Source organism: Actinomycetota bacterium (genome assembly GCA_035765775.1).
Lineage (GTDB): Bacteria > Actinomycetota > CADDZG01 > JAHWKV01 > JAOPZY01 > DASTWV01.
Genome location: DASTWV010000043.1, coordinates 1 through 16,406, shown reverse-complemented (window position 1 = coordinate 16,406; position 16,406 = coordinate 1). Strand labels below are relative to the sequence as shown.

General features: G+C 68.2%; 14 protein-coding genes. 12 read left to right on the top strand and 2 right to left on the bottom strand.

The features are described 5' to 3' along the window. Positions 1-82 precede the first annotated feature (82 nt). Entirely contained in the window at positions 83-1,018 is a 936-nt protein-coding gene (locus tag VFW71_09430; protein ID HEU5002985.1) for a glycosyltransferase family 2 protein, read from the bottom strand. Positions 1,019-1,053: 35 nt separating this feature from the next. On the opposite strand from VFW71_09430, the gene VFW71_09425 reads away from it, so the two are divergent. Further along, positions 1,054-1,998: a glycosyltransferase family 2 protein gene (locus tag VFW71_09425; GenBank protein HEU5002984.1), complete on the top strand. Its 945-nt coding sequence runs from the start codon at positions 1,054-1,056 to the stop codon at positions 1,996-1,998. 1,173 nt (positions 1,999-3,171) lie between these two features. Here VFW71_09425 and VFW71_09420 read toward each other — a convergent pair. Further along, entirely contained in the window at positions 3,172-4,341 is a 1,170-nt protein-coding gene (locus tag VFW71_09420; GenBank protein HEU5002983.1) for a glycosyltransferase family 4 protein, read from the bottom strand. A 223-nt stretch (positions 4,342-4,564) separates the two neighbouring features. On the opposite strand from VFW71_09420, the gene VFW71_09415 reads away from it, so the two are divergent. The 11 genes from VFW71_09415 to VFW71_09365 all read left to right on the top strand — a co-directional run bounded on the left by VFW71_09415 (position 4,565) and on the right by VFW71_09365 (position 16,155). Further along, a complete protein-coding gene (locus VFW71_09415) occupies positions 4,565-4,861 on the top strand; it encodes a hypothetical protein (GenBank protein ID HEU5002982.1) in 297 nt (98 codons plus the stop codon). Beyond that, complete coding sequence (locus VFW71_09410; GenBank protein HEU5002981.1) at positions 4,780-5,847, top strand: nucleotide sugar dehydrogenase; 1,068 nt, start codon at positions 4,780-4,782, stop codon at positions 5,845-5,847. The genes VFW71_09415 and VFW71_09410 overlap by 82 nt, the downstream gene beginning before the upstream one ends. Next, complete coding sequence (locus tag VFW71_09405; GenBank protein HEU5002980.1) at positions 5,844-6,797, top strand: UDP-glucuronic acid decarboxylase family protein; 954 nt, start codon at positions 5,844-5,846, stop codon at positions 6,795-6,797. Before VFW71_09410 ends, VFW71_09405 begins: the two co-directional genes overlap by 4 nt. A gap of 88 nt (positions 6,798-6,885) precedes the next feature. Beyond that, complete coding sequence (locus tag VFW71_09400) at positions 6,886-7,881, top strand: class I SAM-dependent methyltransferase (protein ID HEU5002979.1); 996 nt, start codon at positions 6,886-6,888, stop codon at positions 7,879-7,881. A gap of 148 nt (positions 7,882-8,029) precedes the next feature. Continuing rightward, positions 8,030-8,995, top strand: coding sequence for a GDP-mannose 4,6-dehydratase (locus VFW71_09395; GenBank protein HEU5002978.1), 966 nt, complete (start codon positions 8,030-8,032; stop codon positions 8,993-8,995). Between the two features lie 6 nt (positions 8,996-9,001). Continuing rightward, complete coding sequence (locus tag VFW71_09390; GenBank protein ID HEU5002977.1) at positions 9,002-10,060, top strand: MraY family glycosyltransferase; 1,059 nt, start codon at positions 9,002-9,004, stop codon at positions 10,058-10,060. 24 nt (positions 10,061-10,084) lie between these two features. After that, complete coding sequence (locus VFW71_09385) at positions 10,085-12,286, top strand: O-antigen ligase family protein (protein ID HEU5002976.1); 2,202 nt, start codon at positions 10,085-10,087, stop codon at positions 12,284-12,286. Between the two features lie 9 nt (positions 12,287-12,295). Next, a complete protein-coding gene (locus tag VFW71_09380; protein ID HEU5002975.1) occupies positions 12,296-12,598 on the top strand; it encodes a cupin domain-containing protein in 303 nt (100 codons plus the stop codon). Positions 12,599-12,789: 191 nt separating this feature from the next. Beyond that, complete coding sequence (locus tag VFW71_09375; protein ID HEU5002974.1) at positions 12,790-13,020, top strand: hypothetical protein; 231 nt, start codon at positions 12,790-12,792, stop codon at positions 13,018-13,020. Between the two features lie 25 nt (positions 13,021-13,045). Continuing rightward, positions 13,046-14,770 (top strand): ATP-binding protein, encoded by a 1,725-nt coding sequence (locus tag VFW71_09370; GenBank protein ID HEU5002973.1) that lies wholly within the window; start codon positions 13,046-13,048, stop codon positions 14,768-14,770. Positions 14,771-15,219: 449 nt separating this feature from the next. After that, complete coding sequence (locus VFW71_09365) at positions 15,220-16,155, top strand: L,D-transpeptidase (GenBank protein ID HEU5002972.1); 936 nt, start codon at positions 15,220-15,222, stop codon at positions 16,153-16,155. Positions 16,156-16,406: the final 251 nt, after the last annotated feature.

Sequence of the window (16,406 nt, the reverse complement as noted above, 5' to 3'; positions counted from 1 at the left end):
GCCGAGGAGGACGCCCGGACCAAGCTGGCCAGCCTCTCGGTTGGTGAAAGAGCACGGTAGACGGCCCGGGGCGTGGGGACTCTCAACGTCGGAAACGATCCCGCACTCGACGCAGAGGGGCTGCCGCCCCCGGAATGCGGCGCACGAGGTAGGGCACGCCGAAGCGCGCCGCGAGCGCTCCTCCCACCTCCCCCGCAAGCGCCACCCGCCGAACGGTACCGATCCGGCGGTACGAATCGGCTCGGAGCACATCGCGGACGGCGTACCAGGTGATGGCGACATTGGGAACCCGGGCGATCGCCGGAGAGAGACCGAATCCCATCGCGAGGCCCCGCATATCCCCTGATTCGCCCCCAAGGCTCCGGTGGAGAGCGACGTCCCCGAGGGTGTTGACTTTCCCCTGAAAGGCCAGCCGGGCAAGCAGAAGCCAGTCGCCTCCGAAGACGGTGGGGAAGGCATCGGCCTCAATGCAGGCGCTACGAGTGACCCCCAGGAGCGTGGCATTGCGTTTTACCGATCGATAGTGATCGAGAACTCGCCGCGTGGGCGACTCGGAGAGGAGATTCACTACTGGTTCGTTCAACTCTGATGGGTTACCTTCACGGTAATAGATGCACACACCGCAGACAAGAACCGTATCCGGATGGCTCTGGAGCTTCTCGACGCAGCGCGACACAAAATTCGAATCGATCCAATCGTCATCGGCGAGCCATAGGAAGAAGGGCCCGCGCACGTGCCGAAACGCCGCGGCAAAATTTCGGGCATGCCCCACGTTCTCCGGTAGCCGGTAGTACCTAACTCGTGCATCCTTCTCGCAGACACTCCTACAGAACTGCTCGGTCCCATCTGTTGAAGCATTGTCAGAGATAACAATTTCTAGGTCCGCATAGTCTTGTGCCATCGCCGAGGCGAGTGCGCGTTCGAGAAGCCCCAATCGGTTGTATGTGGGGATCGCTATAGTCGTCAAAGTCGGTCGCCCAGCCTCGGGCGCTTTAGCCAGTACGGGTTCATCGCGCATCACAAGGACAGAATAGTGCGGCATGATTGATCGGCATGGACGATCGCGAGGTCCCTCAGCCCTCGATGGGCGTTGTCATTGTCAACTGGAACGGTACTCATCTACTGCGCGAATGCCTGACTCCTCTGACCCGAGCGGGTGTACCCGTCATTGTTGTTGACAATGCCTCTTCCGACGGATCCGTCGACCTTATTCAAGAGATGTTTCCCGAAGTGCAGGTGATTAAAAATCCTACCAACCGCGGATTTGCCTACGCCAATAATCAGGGCATGTACGCGTTGAGTACACCGTATATCATGTTTCTGAATAACGACACAATTCCAGACCCAAAGGCGTTGGATGATATTGCCGTGTTCCTTGGGGAACATTCGCTGACTGGCGTGGCTGGCCCGACTCTGGTCTTCCCCGATGGGCGGCCACAGGCCTCCTGCGGTCCGGGACCAAATTTGTGGACGGAGTTTCTAAGCAAGTCACTGTTGCACCGAGTGTTTCCGACACTTCGGCAATGGGCTCCCTCGGCCTCGCGACAAGTTGACTGGGTAACAGGAGCCGCCCTCTGTATACGACGCGATCTCGCTATTGATTTGGGCGGGTGGGACGAGGCCATGTTCATGTTCTACGAGGACCTGGACTTGTGCGCCCGTGTCCGAGAGGCCGGATTTAGTGTCTGGTTTCTATCCACACATCCAATAGTCCATATTGGGGGAGCAAGTCGCAAAAAGCTGGAGACCCAGAGCCTTGTGCACAGCTATGAAAGCGCCCAACGATTCTTTGACCGCCACGGATCAGTGTGGCGACGCAAAGTGGTCGCGGCGATGACCGTGCCGGAGATGGCCCTCCGCTCAGCTGTCTGGGCACTCTTGTCTACGAGCTCACGGCGAAGGTCGCTCGCCAAGGAGCGTCTCCAAGCCTACGCTCTGATCCTTCGGATGGCGATCCGAGGCCGGCGGCTAGGCCGCCTTGATCGACACGATGGCTGAGGGGGTCAGCCTGTGCGTGGTACACCTGGCGCGTTGGGCAAATGGCTGGGAACCATTTGATCGCTTCCTGCGATCTCTTGAAGAGTATGATGCTGGCGTAGATTATGAACTAGTTGTCGTTCTCAAGGGCTTTCCCGGCGATGTTGCGCCGCCTGAGTACCAGCAACGCCTTGCTCGGCACGGAAATCGGTCGATGGCGTTGGGGGACGAAGGGTGGGATATCGGCGCATATTGGTCCGCTGCTCATGCCTTTTCATACGACACTTTCTGCTTCCTGAATTCCTTCAGCGTCATCCGGGATAAGGGCTGGCTGCGCAAGCTGTTGTCGCACCAAACTGCAGACGTAGGGGTGGTTGGTGCCAGTGGATCTTGGGAAAGTCATAGGTCGTCAGTTGGGCGCATGCTCCCTGCAGCTCTGTTGCCTTGGGGTAGGTCTCAGGGATCCGGCAAGTCTCGGAGACTTAGCCTTCGGGACCGAGGGTGGGTCATTAGGGAATACGCCCGAGCAGCAGTTGCTATTCCCGCCTTCCCGAATCCCCACATCCGCACGAATGCCTTCGTCATGCGGCGTGACCTTATGCTCGATCTGCGAACCCCCAACGTCATGAGCAAATGGGAAGCTCTTTGTTTCGAAAGTGGCCGAAGCTCCCTCACCAGGCAAGTGTGGGGACGGGGCCTAGCCTGCTTGGTAGTGGGCCGCGACGGACGTGCGTATGAGGCGGAAGCCTGGCCGCAAAGTCATACGTTCCGCAGCGGCGATCAGGCGAACCTGCTTGTCGCGGACAACCGCACACGCGACTGGGAGGCGGCCTCCGGACCCACCCGGCTTGCCTTGACGACCGCTGCATGGGGCGTGCAGCAAGGCTGAGGTTAACTGCCTTCCGCAACTGCCCCACAGCCATTGACGATCAGCCTGACCGCCTCGAAGAACGCTCTCTGTAAGGCGTGAGGACGGCGTTGCGGATCCGCGAGGCGTTCGCACATGGGCTGCGATCGACCAAGGCTAAAGGTTAGCCGCCCTTCTTACGAGAATGCTCTAAGTGGGGAGTATGGGGAAGATGTGGGGCGGGTAAACCTGGAGCCCGCGCGGCGACTCTGGTGCTGATTGCGCCGGTGTGCAGCGCGGCAGCGGTGAGTTGACCCTCACGTTCACGGACGCGGCATAACGCCGAGCTAGTCCCCCATCCTCCGGCTCGCCGCCTCCTGAAGGACCTCGAGAAACCTCGGCGCCCAGACGTTTCCCGAGTACCGCTCGACCACAGTCTTACGGCCGGCGGCACCCAGCCGACGCCGGAGATCGGCATCCTCGACCAGGCTCCGGAGCGCAGTGAACCACTGGTCCTCGCTGTCGGCCAGGACCCCGCTCTCCCCGTCGGCGACGATCTCGGTGTTCACCCCCACCGGCGATACCACCGGGGTCACCCCCAACGACATATAGAGGAGGGCTTTGAAGCCGCACTTGCCCCGGCTCCAGGGATCGTCGGGCAGCGGCATCAGCCCGATGTCGAAGGCCCCCACCTCGGCGATCTCGGTTGCCGGATCCCAGGCCAGCACCCGCACCCGCTCGGCCCCCGGGAGGGCGAAGCCAGGGTCTCCGGTCACGACCAGCTCCACCGGCAACTCGCTCAGCGCCCGCCGGAGGGGCCGCTCGATGAGCCCGAGGTAACGGGAGGTCGTGGGGCTGCCGCTCCAGCCGATCCGTACGAGGTCGTTCGGTTCTCGGGGCTGGGGACAGTAGCGCTCGACGTCCAGCGTGGTCGGGATCACGTGCACCCGATCACTGGATCGCCGTGCGTAGTCGGCCAAATAGTCGTTGCCCACCGTGGTCGTGGTGGCCCGGGCGATGATCCCGTCCACTTTGCCCGGCACTTTCAGGTGGCGGGCGACCCACGCGTTCGCCTCGCTGGCCTCCAGCAGCCAGATGGCGTCGTCGAAGTCGAAGACCACCGGGACCCGGCGCTCCAGGAGGGGTTCGAAGAACGCCGGGCCGAGGATGAACGCCTCCCGGAACAGGTACACGACGTCCGCTCGCTGCGCCTGAACCACCTGGGCCGCCCGCCGCCCGAGGGCCACCAGGTTGTCCACGGCTTTGCGGGCCGTCCCGCCCGGGCGGTGGAGGCGGTGGTACTCCGCCTCGTTGAAGAGAGCCAGCACGCGGGCGTCCACGGCGCCCTCCGGCAGGAGCTTGAGCCACTGCTCGGCCCGGAAGCGCTGCCCCGGGGAACGGTCCGGGGGTGCGGTCACCAGGAATGTTGCCTTGAGCGCACCGGCCACGAGTCCTCCGGCGGCCGGCCCGCCCCCCTGGCGGGGTGCCGCTCGCGTGCCAGGGTAGCGGGCGTCCATGCCCGGACGCCGCCAACGGCTGGGTGCCCTGCGGCGCGCCCGTGCCTGGGCTAGGCTCACAAAGGTCTCGTTCCGGGCGGAGCAAACTCAGCTCAGGGCGTTGATGCACACGAGAGGGCACGCTGAGCGAGCGGCCTCTAAGAGAGCGTCGTCCTGGGCGCGCACATCTGGAGAAGGGTGGGGATGGGCGACGAGCTGAAGATCGTGGTCATCGGCACTGGCCATGTCGGGCTCGTCACCGCCGCCACGCTGTCCAGCCTGGACCACCGGGTGGTCGGCCCCGACGACAACCGGGAGAAGGTGGTCCTCCTGCAGTCGGGGAAGTCACCTCTTCGAGGAGCGCTTCCAGGAGCTCATGGACGCCGAGGGTGCCGCCGGGCGCCTTCGTTTCGAGACCGATCCGAAGGAGGGCATCCCCGGCAGCGAGGTCGCGTTCATCTGCGTCGGGACGCCGGGCAGGCCGACCGGCGAGCCGAACCTTCTGGCGGTCGAGCGGGCGGCGTCGGCCATCGGCACCTAGACCTCCCGGGACATGGTCGTGGTGCAGAAGTCGACGGTCCCCGTGCAGACCTCCGAGCGGGCGTCGGCGTTGCTGCGGCGGCTGTCCCGCCACCGCCTGCTTGTGGCGTCGAACCCGAGTTCCTCCGGGAAGGCTGCGCGGTGGCGGGCTCCCTGGGCCCCGACCGGATCCTGGTGGGGGCGGGAAACGAGGAGGCCCACGCGCTATTGCGCCGGGTGTACGCCCCCATGATCGACGCCGGTGCCACCTACTTCGCCACCGATATCGCCACCGCCGAGCTGGCCAAGCACGGCTGTAGCGCGTTCTTTTCGCTCAAGATCTCCTACGCAAACTCGCGGGCGCGGGTGAGTGAGGCGTCGGGAGCGGACCTGACCGCGGGGGCGGCCATCATCGGGGCCGATCCCCGCATCGGCCGGGCATTCCTCAATGCCGGCCTGAGCTTCGGCGGGTTCTGCTTCCCCAAGGATCTGGCGACGTTCCACCGCCAGGCCCACCGGCTCGGCTACGACTTCCGCCTGCTGGACGAGATCGTCCGGATCAACGACGAGGCGCTGGAGGCGGTCGTGGCTAAGATCGCCGATGCCCTGGGGAACCTGGAGCAGAAGCGCATCGCCGTCCTCGGTTTAGCGTTCAGGCCGGGCACCGACGACCTCCGGGACTCGCCCGCCCCGCGCCTGGTGGGCCGGCTGCTGGCCGGCGGGGCTTCGGTGGTCGGGTGCGACCCGCAGGCCGCCGAGCGAGCCGCTCAGGCGGTGCCCGGACTCGAGATCGCCGCTGATCCCTACGCCGCAGCCGAGGCGGCCGATGCGCTCGTCCTGGCCACGGAGTGGCCCGAGTACCGCCACCTGGACTGGGCGCGGCTGAAGGGGCTGATGACCAACCCCCTCGTCGTTGACGGCCGCAACCTGTACGACCCGGCGGAGCTGCAGTCGGCCGGCTTCACCTACCTGCCCACCGGCCGGCCATCGGTCAACTGGCCGGCGTGAGGGTCCTGGTCGCCGGAGGAGCGGGGTTCCTCGGCTCCCACCTGTGCGAACGGCTGATCGCAGAGGGCAACGAGGTCCTGTGCTTCGACACGCTCCTGACCGGCTCCCTGGACAACCTGACCTCGCTGCGCGGCGAGCCCCGCTTTGCCTTCGAGCAGATCGATGTCACCCAGCGCCTGGAGGTCAGCGGCCCGCTGGAGTGGATCATGCATCTCGCATCGCCGGCGTCGCCGGTGGACTACTTCGGCCACCCGATACACACCCTGAAGCTCGGGTCGCTCGCCACCTTCAACTGCCTGGGCCTTGCCCGCGCAACGGGGGCGGGGTTCTTCCTCGCCTCCACGTCGGAGGTCTACGGCGACCCTCTGGTGCACCCGCAGCCCGAGTCCTACTGGGGCAATGTCAACCCGGTCGGCGTGCGCAGCGTGTACGACGAGGCAAAGCGCTTCGCCGAGGCGGCAACCATGGCGTACCACCGTGAGCATGCGGTGCCGGTCCGCATCGCCCGGATCTTCAACACCTACGGACCCCGGATGCGGCGCAATGATGGGCGGGCCATCCCGGCATTCATCAGCCAGGCCCTGACCGGGCAGCCGATGACCGTCCACGGCGACGGATCGCAGACCCGGAGCCTCTGCTACGTGGACGACACCATCGAAGGCTTCATCCGCCTGCTCGGCTCGGAGCGGGCCTCCGGCCGGCCGGTCAACATCGGCAACCCGGAGGAGGTCACCGTCCTGCAGCTCGCCGAGCGGGTGCGCTCAGCGGCGGGGTCAGGTTCCGAGATCGTCTTCCGGGAGCGCCCTCTGGACGACCCGCAGCGGCGCTGCCCCGACCCCGGACTTGCGCGCGAGCTGCTCGGCTGGACGCCGGCGATCCCCCTGGCCCGGGGCATCGAGCGCACGCTGGAATGGGCGCGGAGGGCCTGGGCACCGTCGCCGGAACCATAGCCCGCCACCCTGGGGCGGGTGTGGTACTCAGTCGACATACCCGCTCCGCCAGGGACCCGTCTGATCCACAGGCTGCCAAGATGCGGCCATGCTCCACCCAGCCATCCGGCAGCGGCTCCGCTGCCCGACGTGCGGCAGCCCCTTCCCTGCGGATGGGACCGATGCACTGGTATGCCAGCAGGGCCATCCCCTCCCGGTGCGGGACGGGTACCTCGACGCCTCCGCCCGGCCCGCCGACGAGGCCACGGCACGCACCTTCGCCAGCTTCGGCTACGAGTGGACGACCTTCGATGCCATCCAGCCCGAGGACGAGGCCTACTGGCGCAACTACGTCGCCGACGTGCCCCTCGACGAGCTCGCCGGCCGGGTGGGCCTCGACGCCGGTTGCGGCAAGGGGCGCTTCAGCGTCTTCACCGCCCGCCACCTGGAGGCCCTTGTGGCCCTCGACGGCTCCGACGCCGTGCAGGCGGCCGCCCGCAACCTGGCCGGCCTCGACCACGTCGTTGTGGTCCGTTCCGATCTGCGTACCCCGCCCTTCGCCGAGGAAAGCTTCGGCTTCATCTCGTGCCTGGGGGTCCTCCACCACCTGCCCGATCCGCGGGCCGGGTTCGAGACCCTGGTCCGCCATCTGGAGCCGGGCGGCCTCATGCTCCTGTACCTCTACAGCCGCCCCGTGGAGCGCAACCTCCGAGCGCTCGGCCTCGCCGCGGCTGCCGGCCTGCGCCGTGCGACCGTCCGGCTGCCCCACAAGGCCCTGCGGGCGCTCAGCGCCCCGATCGCCGGCGTCCTGTACGCCGGCCTCGTGCTGCCCGGGCAACTGGGCGACCGCTACCGGGTCGCCGCCCTGCGGGGCCTGCCGTTGCAGACCTACCGGGCCAAGCCGCTGCGCTCCCTGTGGCTGGATACCTTCGACCGCCTGAGCGCCCCGATCGAGAACCGCTACACCCTGGACGAGCTGCGGGCCTGGTTCACCGGCGCGGGCATGGCGCTGGAAGCGGCCCGGGACGACGCTGGCTGGTTCGTGGTTCTCCGCAAGCCGGTGACGAATGCCGCTTCAGAAGGTCTCGCCGGCGAGCCCCAGTAGCACGGGGCATCGAGCCCCCGACCGTCAGCGCCGGAACAGCTCGGTCTACGGTCTCCCTCCCCACGACGAGTAGACACCACCAAAGCCCGGGTGGAGCCCCGCGCAGTTCACGTGTTGTTCATATTGCGCCCGCCTATAGTGGGCGACCATGCGGGTCCTCATCACCGGCGGTGCCGGGTTCATCGGTTCCCACCTGGGCGACGCTCACCTGGCGGCCGGTGACGTCGTCATGACGCTCGACAACCTGACGACCGGGCGCCACGACAACATCCGGGGCCACATCGGCGACCCGCGCTTCGAGTTCGTCCTGGGTTCGGTGCTCAATGCCGACCTGGTGGACGACCTCGTGTCCCGGGCCGACGTCGTCTACCACCTGGCGGCCGCCGTGGGGGTACGGCTCATCGTGGAGCGGCCCCTGGAGTCGCTGGTCACCAACATCCGGGGCTCCGAGATCCTCCTCGACAAGGCCCACAAGTACGGCAAGAAGGTGCTCATCACCTCCACGTCGGAGATCTACGGCAAGAGCCCGGACGTCCCCATGCACGAGGACAGCGACCGGCTGCTGGGCTCCCCCCTGGTGGGGCGGTGGAGCTACTCAACCTCCAAGGCGGTGGACGAGATCCTGGCCCATGCCTACTGGCAGGCCAAGGGGCTGCCGACGGTGATCGTCCGGCTGTTCAACACCGTCGGCCCCCGCCAGTCGGCCGAGTTCGGCATGGTGCTGCCCCGCTTCATCGACGCCGCCCTCGAGGGCCGTGACCTCAAGGTCCACGGCGACGGGTCCCAGTCCCGGTGCTTCGGCCACGTGCAGGACATCGTCCCGGCGCTCATGGCCCTCATGGGGTCCTTGGAGGCGGAGGGGCTGGCGGTCAACCTCGGCTCCCACGAGGAGATCACCATCCGTGCCCTGGCCGAGTTGGTGATCCAGCGCACCGGCTCCTCCTCGGGCATCCAGTTCATCCCCTATAAGGATGTCTACGTGGGGGGCTTCGAGGACATGCCCCGGCGCGTGCCCGACACCACCCGGGCCCGCAAGCTCATCGGCTTCGATCCCCGCACCACCCTGGTCGAGATCGTCGATTCGATGATCGAAGACGCCCGGCACCGCCGCTAGGGCGTTGTGAGCGTCGACTACGCCGCTGCGTTTGCGGTCTCGCTGGTCGGTGCACTGGTAGCCACCCCGGTCGCCCGCAAGGTGGCCCTGCGCTTGGGCATAGTGGACATGCCGGCGGCGCGCAAGGTGCACACGGACCCGGTGCCCTACCTCGGGGGTGTGGCCATCATCCTGGCCTTCGTCGGGTCGATGGCCCTGGGCGTAATCGTCCACCCGCTCAGCGGCTCCTACGGGCAGGTGGCGGCCATCCTCGGCGGCGGGCTGGTCCTGGCGGGCATGGGCCTGATCGACGACCTCATGGTCGTCCCCGGCTGGATCAAGGTGCCGGTCGAGATCGTGGTGGCCCTGGGTCTGTTCGCCGCCCACGTGCGGGCGCAGCCGTTCAAGCACCTCGCCCTCGATCTTCCCCTCAACATCGGCTGGGTGGTCGGGGTGACCAACGCGGTGAACTACCAGGACAACATGGATGGGCTGAGTTCAGGCGTCGTCGCCATCGCCGCCGCCTACTTCTTCGTGATGGCCGCACTCTCCCACCAGGTTCTGGTGGCCAGCCTGGGGGCGGCACTCACCGGCTGCGCCCTCGGGTTCCTGTGGTGGAACCGGCCACCGGCCCGGATCTTCATGGGCGATGCCGGCAGCCTCTTCCTCGGCTTCCTGCTCGCTGCCCTGGGGCTGAAGCTGCGCTTCGACAACATCGACCAGGTGACCTTCTTCGTGCCGATCTGCGTGCTGGCGGTTCCGATCATCGACGCCCTGATGGTGTCGGTGTCCCGGGTGAGCCACGGCCTTTCCCCCATCCAGCCGGGTAAGGACCACGTCTCGCACCGCTTGGTGAAGATCGGCATTCCTTCCCGTGCGGCCGTCGGCCTGATTTACTTCGCATCGGCCTCGTGCGGCTGGTTGGGGGTGGTGATCGCCTATGCTCGCCCACGCACCGCCTACCTGCTGATGGGGTGGCTGACCGCCATGGCGCTGTTCCTCGGCTGGCTGCTATTGCGCGTCAAGGTGGAGTACCCACCGCGGGCCGCTGCGGTGCAACGCAGCAAGAAGCCGACCCGGGCATAGAGCCGAGGCAGAGCGGAGCCGCACATGAGAACGTGGATCCTGCAGCGCTACCAGACCTATGCCCGCCTCGTGCTCCTTACGGGCCTCTTCTTCTCGGCGATCTGGTTCTGGCGCCCGACCATCGACGTCTTCGACCTGACCAAGCTCACGATCCTGTGGATCATGGGTCTGGCGGCCCTGGTGCTGTGGATCATCTCCTCGGCCGAGCGGGGGGTCTGGGTCCCCAAGGCGAAGCTCTTCTGGTTCGCCGGGGCGTTCTTGGTGGCTCAGGCGCTGGCCACGGTGTTCTCCCAGGACCGCTGGCTGTCCTTCCTGGGGCTCTACCACCGCTACGGGGGCCTGCTGCCCTTCACCCTGTACGCCACCATCGGCCTGATCCTGGTGGGGCTCTACTGGGAGCGCCCGCAGGACCTCAAGGAGATCCCCCGGGCGATGGTCCTGGCGGCCCTGTTCGTCTCGGGTTACGTCATCCTCGAGAAGGCGGGACTTGACTGGATCCCCTGGCGGGACTCGACCGGCAACCCGCCCCCCTACCCGGTCAGCACCCTGGGCAACTCGGACTTCGCCGGCGGGTGGCTGGCCATCGCCGCCCCGCTCTTTCTGTACGTTGTGATCACCGCCAAGAGCACCTACATGCGCTGGATCCTGGCCGCCGCCATGGTGGCCGAGATGACGGCCCTGTGGTTCACGCAGGCCCGCGGCGCCTTCATCGCCTTCGGCTTCGCCCTCGCCGTCCTGGCCTTCCTCTACCGAGACCTCGCGCCCCGCTGGCTGCGCCGGGCGGCAGCCGGTGGCGTCGTGGCGGTCGTGCTGGTTTCGATCTTGGTCCTGGTCCACCCCGGCATGAAGCAGGCGCCCGGGATCTTCAACGTCAACGGCCAGTTCAGCTTCTTCCGCACCGGCACACTGACCTCCCGCTCCTACTACTGGGTGACCGCCCTGCGGATCTTCCAGCACCACCCGATCCTCGGGACCGGTCCCGACACCTACTACGCCAACTACCCGCACTACCGCCTGGCCAAGGACGGGGCTCTGCTGGGCCTCACCATCACCGACAAGCCCCACGACATCTACCTGGAGTACGCCTCCAACTCCGGGATCCTGGGCATCGGGACCTACCTGGCGACGCTGGGGGCCGCCCTCTGGTTCGGCTACAAGCGGGTGGCGAAGCTCGAGGGCCACACCCGCCTGCTGCTGACCGTGTTCATCGTCTCGCTGGCCGCATACATCGGCCAGGGCGTGTTCTCCATCGACATCCCGCCGCTCGCCGTGCTGGGGTGGGTGAACCTGGCGGGCATTGCCTGCCTGGCGGACCCCGGCGCGATCCGTGCCCGGGAGGCCATCGAAGCGGCCCGAGCGGCGCAGGCGGCCAAGGGGGCGCGGCCGAAGAAGAAAAAGGGCGCCGCGGCGGCCAAGGCCCGCCTGCCCTTCGGGGGACTGCGGGTGGTGCGCCAGGGGACGACCCGCTGGCAGGTGCACCTGGCGTGCTTCGTGGGGTTCGTGGTGCTCCTCGTCATCGGCGTGCGCCCCTTCTGGGCCGACAACCTGGCCCACACCGCCGAGACGGCCCAGAGCGCCCTGTCCCAGGGCCAGGGCGGGTTCACCACCCAGGGCGTGGCAGCGATGTTCGTCCACGCCGCCCACTTCCAGCCCCGGGAGCCGAGCTATCAGTCCCTGGCGGGATCGACCTACGAGAGCGCCGGGGACTCGGCGCTGAACTCCGACCCGAAGACGGCGACCAAGTGGTTCAACCTGTCCCTCGGGCGCTACCGGGCGGCGCTGAACCTGCAGCCCGAGAACGTGTTCTACGTGATGAACCTCGCCCGGGTGTACACCAGCTGGGGGGCCGGCGACCCGACCAAGTTCCCCCTGGCCGACACCTGGTGGGGCAAGGCGCAGGCCATCGACCCGACCGACTACCAGATCCACGAGCAGTACGCCAACATGCTGAACGCCTGGGCCAACGCCGAGCCCACCAACCGCTCGCTGCTCCAGCGCACGGCCCAGGAGCTGCAGACCGCGGTGACCGAGCGGCCCGACCAGACCACCCAGCTCGACGAGCTGGCGCAGGTCTACCTCAGCCTGGGCAACACCACGAGGGCCAAGGCGGCAGCCACCGAGGCGCTCAGCAACTCGCCGACCGATCCCACCGCCAAGTCCATCCTTGCCACGCTGACCGCCACCCCGGCCACCTCGACCTCGACGACCTCGACCTCGGGTGGGTAGGAATCCGGCATGCCGCTGTCCGTCACGCGCTGGGGGCAGCCCGAAGCCCCGACCGAGGCCTCGGTGCGGGCCGTCTTCGCCACCGAGGGCCTGTCGCCGTACGCCTGGTCCAACGGGCCGGGGGACCGCTACGCAGTCCACACCCACAGCTTCGACAAGGTCCTGATCTGCGCCCAGGGGAGCATCGCCTTCCAGGTGGCGGGCGAAGACGTCACGCTGCAGGCGGGCGACCGTCTGGACCTGCCGGCCGGGACCCCGCACGGGGCACTGGTCGGCCCCCGGGGCTGCGTGTGCCTGGAGGCGCACCGCTGACCGCGGCGTGAGCATTCGGCAGGCCCGCGCTGACCTGTCCCGGTACCCCCGCGGGACCCCGGAGACCCGGTGTTGACTAGTCAAGAAATGGCCCGATCGGGCCATTGAATTTGTCGCCCTGCGGGCGAACACTCGGGGTAGCAATTTGCTGCCAATCTGGGGGTCACCCCCGGCGAGCGACGGGAGACCGCGTGATGCAGACGATGCCGGAGCTGGCCGTGGACTACGCCAAGCTGGAAGCGTATTTCGTCGAGCTGCTGAACAAGCTGGAGCGCATCGCCGTCGTGATGGAACGCTTCGACAACGTCATGAACCCGACCCTGGGGCTGGCCGAGACTGCCCTGGAGGCGGAGCGCCGCCTGCAGCCCTCCGATCCCCCCGGGCTGTCGGTCGCCCTGCGCTCGGTGCGCTCGGACGAGTAAGCCGGAGTTCCTCCCGGAGGACGGCATGGCATTCGGCACTCCGCAGGCCCCGGGCATGCTGCCCGGTGGGCCGCTCACCCCAGCCGCCCGCCCGCTCTCGGCCACCGACCGCCCGGGCGACGCGCTCATCGAGCGCCTGATCGCCGACACCGTCGAGTTGCGCTTCGAACGCTTCCTCGCCGGCCTGCCCGACCCGATGCTGGGTGTCGACCGCCAAGGCGTCGTCCGCTTCGCCAACGCCCACGCCGAGCGCCTGTTCGGCCGGCCCCGGTCGCAGATGACCGGGCGCCCGGCGGAGGGCCTCCTCCGGGAGGACGCCGGCGGCCTTCCCCGGTCCCTGGCCGACCCGGAGCTCCGTCAGATGGAGACCCCGGTGGAGATGGCCGTGGTCCGGCCGGACGGCACCGAGATCCCCGTCGAGGTCACCCTCAGCCTGGTGGGCACCGACGACGGCCTCTGGGTGATCGCTGCGATCCGGGACATCTCCGACCGCAAGCGGGTCGAGGAGGCCCTGCGGGCCAAGGAGGAGGCCATCCGGGCGGCCCGGGACGCCGCCCTGGAGACCTCCCGGCTCAAGTCCCGCTTCCTGGCGACGATGAGCCACGAGATCCGCACCCCGATGAACGGTGTCCTGGGGCTGACCCACCTCCTGCTGCAGACCGACGTCGACGCCCTGCAGCGCCGGTACCTGGTGGCGCTGCGGGAATCGGGCGAGGGCCTGCTGCAGCTGATCAACGACATCCTCGATTTCTCCAAGGTCGAGGCCGGCCGGCTGGAGCTGGAGTCGGTGGAATTCGACCTGCTGTCGGTGGTGGAGGGCGTGGTCAGCCTCCTCGGGCCCGCGGCCCGCGACAAGGGCCTGACCCTCGACTACGACGCCCCCGTCACCATGGTCCGCACTGCGCTCGGCGACCCGGGCCGGCTCCGCCAGGTCCTCACCAACCTGACCGGCAACGCGGTGAAGTTCACCGACTCGGGCGGGGTCCTGATCAAGGTCCGCCCGAGCGCGCCGGGCCGGATCCGCTTCGAAGTGGTGGACTCGGGCATCGGCATCGACCCGGCGGCCCGCCGCTACCTCCTCGACCCCTTCACCCAGGCCGACGCCTCCACCACCCGGCGCTTCGGCGGGACGGGCCTGGGCCTGGCCATCTGCCGCCAGCTGGTCGAGCTGATGGGCGGCACCCTCGACTACCGCAGCCAGCCGGGCAAGGGCAGCGCCTTCTGGTTCGACGTGCCCCTGGCCATTGCGGTCCCGGCGCCCGTGCGGTCCCTGGCTGCGGTCCGGACTGCGGCCGGCCTCGATGAGCCTGCCAGTTCGGGCGGCGCGGTTCCCGAGCCTTCCCCGCAGCGGGATTCCCAGCTGGCCGGTCCAGCCAACAGCCGGGTCCTGGTCGTGGACGACTCGGCGGTCAATCAACTCGTGGCCCGGGCGGTCCTCGAAGCCCGGGGCTTCGCCGTGGACCTGGCCACGGGGGGATCGGAAGCGGTCGACGCCGTGCGCCACCAGGACTACGACCTCATCCTCATGGACGTGCTCATGCCCATGGTGGACGGGCTGGAGGCCACCGCCCAGATCCGCCAGTTCGAGGGCTCGGGCCACCACACGCCGATCGTGGCCATCACCGCCTCAGCGATGTCGGGCGATCGGGAGCGCTGCCTGCAGGCGGGGATGGACGACTACATCACCAAGCCCATCCGCCCCGACGCCCTCGTGGCCCTGGTGAACCGCCACTGTGCGGGGGCGGCGTAGCGCTGCGAGCCCCGCGGGGTCGCTGGGGAGGACGTGGGCACGTGCTGGGTGCTGGCTGACCGGAGCCTGGCAGAAATCGCCTCGAACGGATCAAAGCAGGACACTCTGTCGACATCGTTTTGACGACAAAGCCCCGCGTTGGGTAAAATCTACTGGTGATTCGGGGACAGGGGCTTGGGGGGCTCCGTAAGAGCGCGCCCCCGGCCACCTGGCAACCCCCCTCCAGCGGGCCTGGTGTCCGCCCCGGCGCATCGGTGCCCGCGGCCCGTCCCAGTTCGGCCCGTCTCAGTTCGGCCCGTCTCAGTTCGACCCGTCTCAGTTCGACCCGTCCCGGTGCGACCCGGCCCACCCCCGCAGGCTCGAGTTGGACGCCGCCCTCCTCAGCTCCCCGGCCGTCCGCCAGGACACTGGCTGATGTCGGCCCGGTCCTCGGTGCCCTCAGCCTGGCGGTGCGCTCCGGGGGCAAGTCGCTCCGGCCCGAGATCCGCCTGGCCGTGGCCCTGTTCCTCGCCATCGCCCTGGTGGGCGCCGGCATCGGGGTTGCGGCCACCCACCAGGGGCCGGCGCCGCACGGGAGCTCCACCCTGGCTGCCGCCTCCACCGGGCAGGCCTCGACCGCAGACATCGGGCCGATCCAGCTCGGCGGCCTGCCGCCCATCTCGATCCCGGTCCCCGACCTGTCCGGGCTCGCCTCGGGCCTCCTGGGCGGGCTCAACCCGTCCCCGGCGCCCCCCGCCCCGGTAGTCGGCACCCCGGCCGCCGCTCCCGCAGCGCCCGCCACCGTGCCCGGGATCCCGGCCACTTCCCTGGTGGCGGATGCCGCCGTGAACTCGGTGCCGATCTTCGGCAGCGCCGGGGGCTCCTCGAACATGAGCGTCAGCGGCTACAACGTCGAGGGCCAGCGGGAGGCCTTCCTGGTCCTCAGCTCGCAGCCCGGTTGGTACCAGGTGGAGGTACCCGTTCGCCCGAACGGGACTACGGGCTGGATCCGGGCCTCCGACGTGACCACCCGCTCGGACCCGTGGTACATCACGGTTTCGCAGAGCCAGTTCAAGCTCAACCTGTACGAGAACGGCCAGCTGCAGAACTCCTTCACCGTGGCGGTCGGGGTGCCGGCGACGCCGACGCCCAACGGCAGCTTCTTCGTCTGGGCCACCCAGCACTGGAACCAGTACCCCTACGCCGTGGGGATCTTTGCCTTGTCGGCCTTCTCGCCGGTGCTGGTCAACTGGCCGGGCGGGGGCCGTACGGGCATCCACGGGTGGACCGACGCATCGGTGATGGGCAAGCGGGCGTCGAACGGCTGCGTGCGGATGACCGGCAACGACTTCTCGGTGCTGATGAACAACGTGCCCCTGGGCACGCCCGTCGTCATCTCGGACTGAGGTGGGGCGGTTCGGCTACCGGGTCCCGAGCCCGGCCGCAGGCCCGCTCCACGCCGGTCCGGCCATAGTTGGCGGAGCAGTACATCCCCTGGCTGTACCACGCCACCAGGTATGCGGCGGCAGGCCAGTCCCGGCCCGCTCCACGCCGGTCGGGCCATAGTTGGCGGAGCAGTACATCCCCTGGCTGTACCACGCCACCAGGTATGCGGCGGCAGGCCAGTCCCGGCCCGCTCCACCCCGGTCGGGCCATA

Coding starts and splice junctions, on each gene's coding strand:
- VFW71_09425 (HEU5002984.1), top strand. CDS start 1,054: ATGGACGATCGCGAGGTCCCTCAGCCCTCGATGGGCGTTGTCATTGTC.
- VFW71_09400 (HEU5002979.1), top strand. CDS start 6,886: ATGCTCCACCCAGCCATCCGGCAGCGGCTCCGCTGCCCGACGTGCGGC.
- VFW71_09415 (HEU5002982.1), top strand. CDS start 4,565: ATGTCGGGCTCGTCACCGCCGCCACGCTGTCCAGCCTGGACCACCGGG.
- VFW71_09395 (HEU5002978.1), top strand. CDS start 8,030: ATGCGGGTCCTCATCACCGGCGGTGCCGGGTTCATCGGTTCCCACCTG.
- VFW71_09385 (HEU5002976.1), top strand. CDS start 10,085: ATGAGAACGTGGATCCTGCAGCGCTACCAGACCTATGCCCGCCTCGTG.
- VFW71_09380 (HEU5002975.1), top strand. CDS start 12,296: ATGCCGCTGTCCGTCACGCGCTGGGGGCAGCCCGAAGCCCCGACCGAG.
- VFW71_09430 (HEU5002985.1), bottom strand. CDS start 1,018: ATGCGCGATGAACCCGTACTGGCTAAAGCGCCCGAGGCTGGGCGACCG.
- VFW71_09420 (HEU5002983.1), bottom strand. CDS start 4,341: ATGGACGCCCGCTACCCTGGCACGCGAGCGGCACCCCGCCAGGGGGGC.
- VFW71_09370 (HEU5002973.1), top strand. CDS start 13,046: ATGGCATTCGGCACTCCGCAGGCCCCGGGCATGCTGCCCGGTGGGCCG.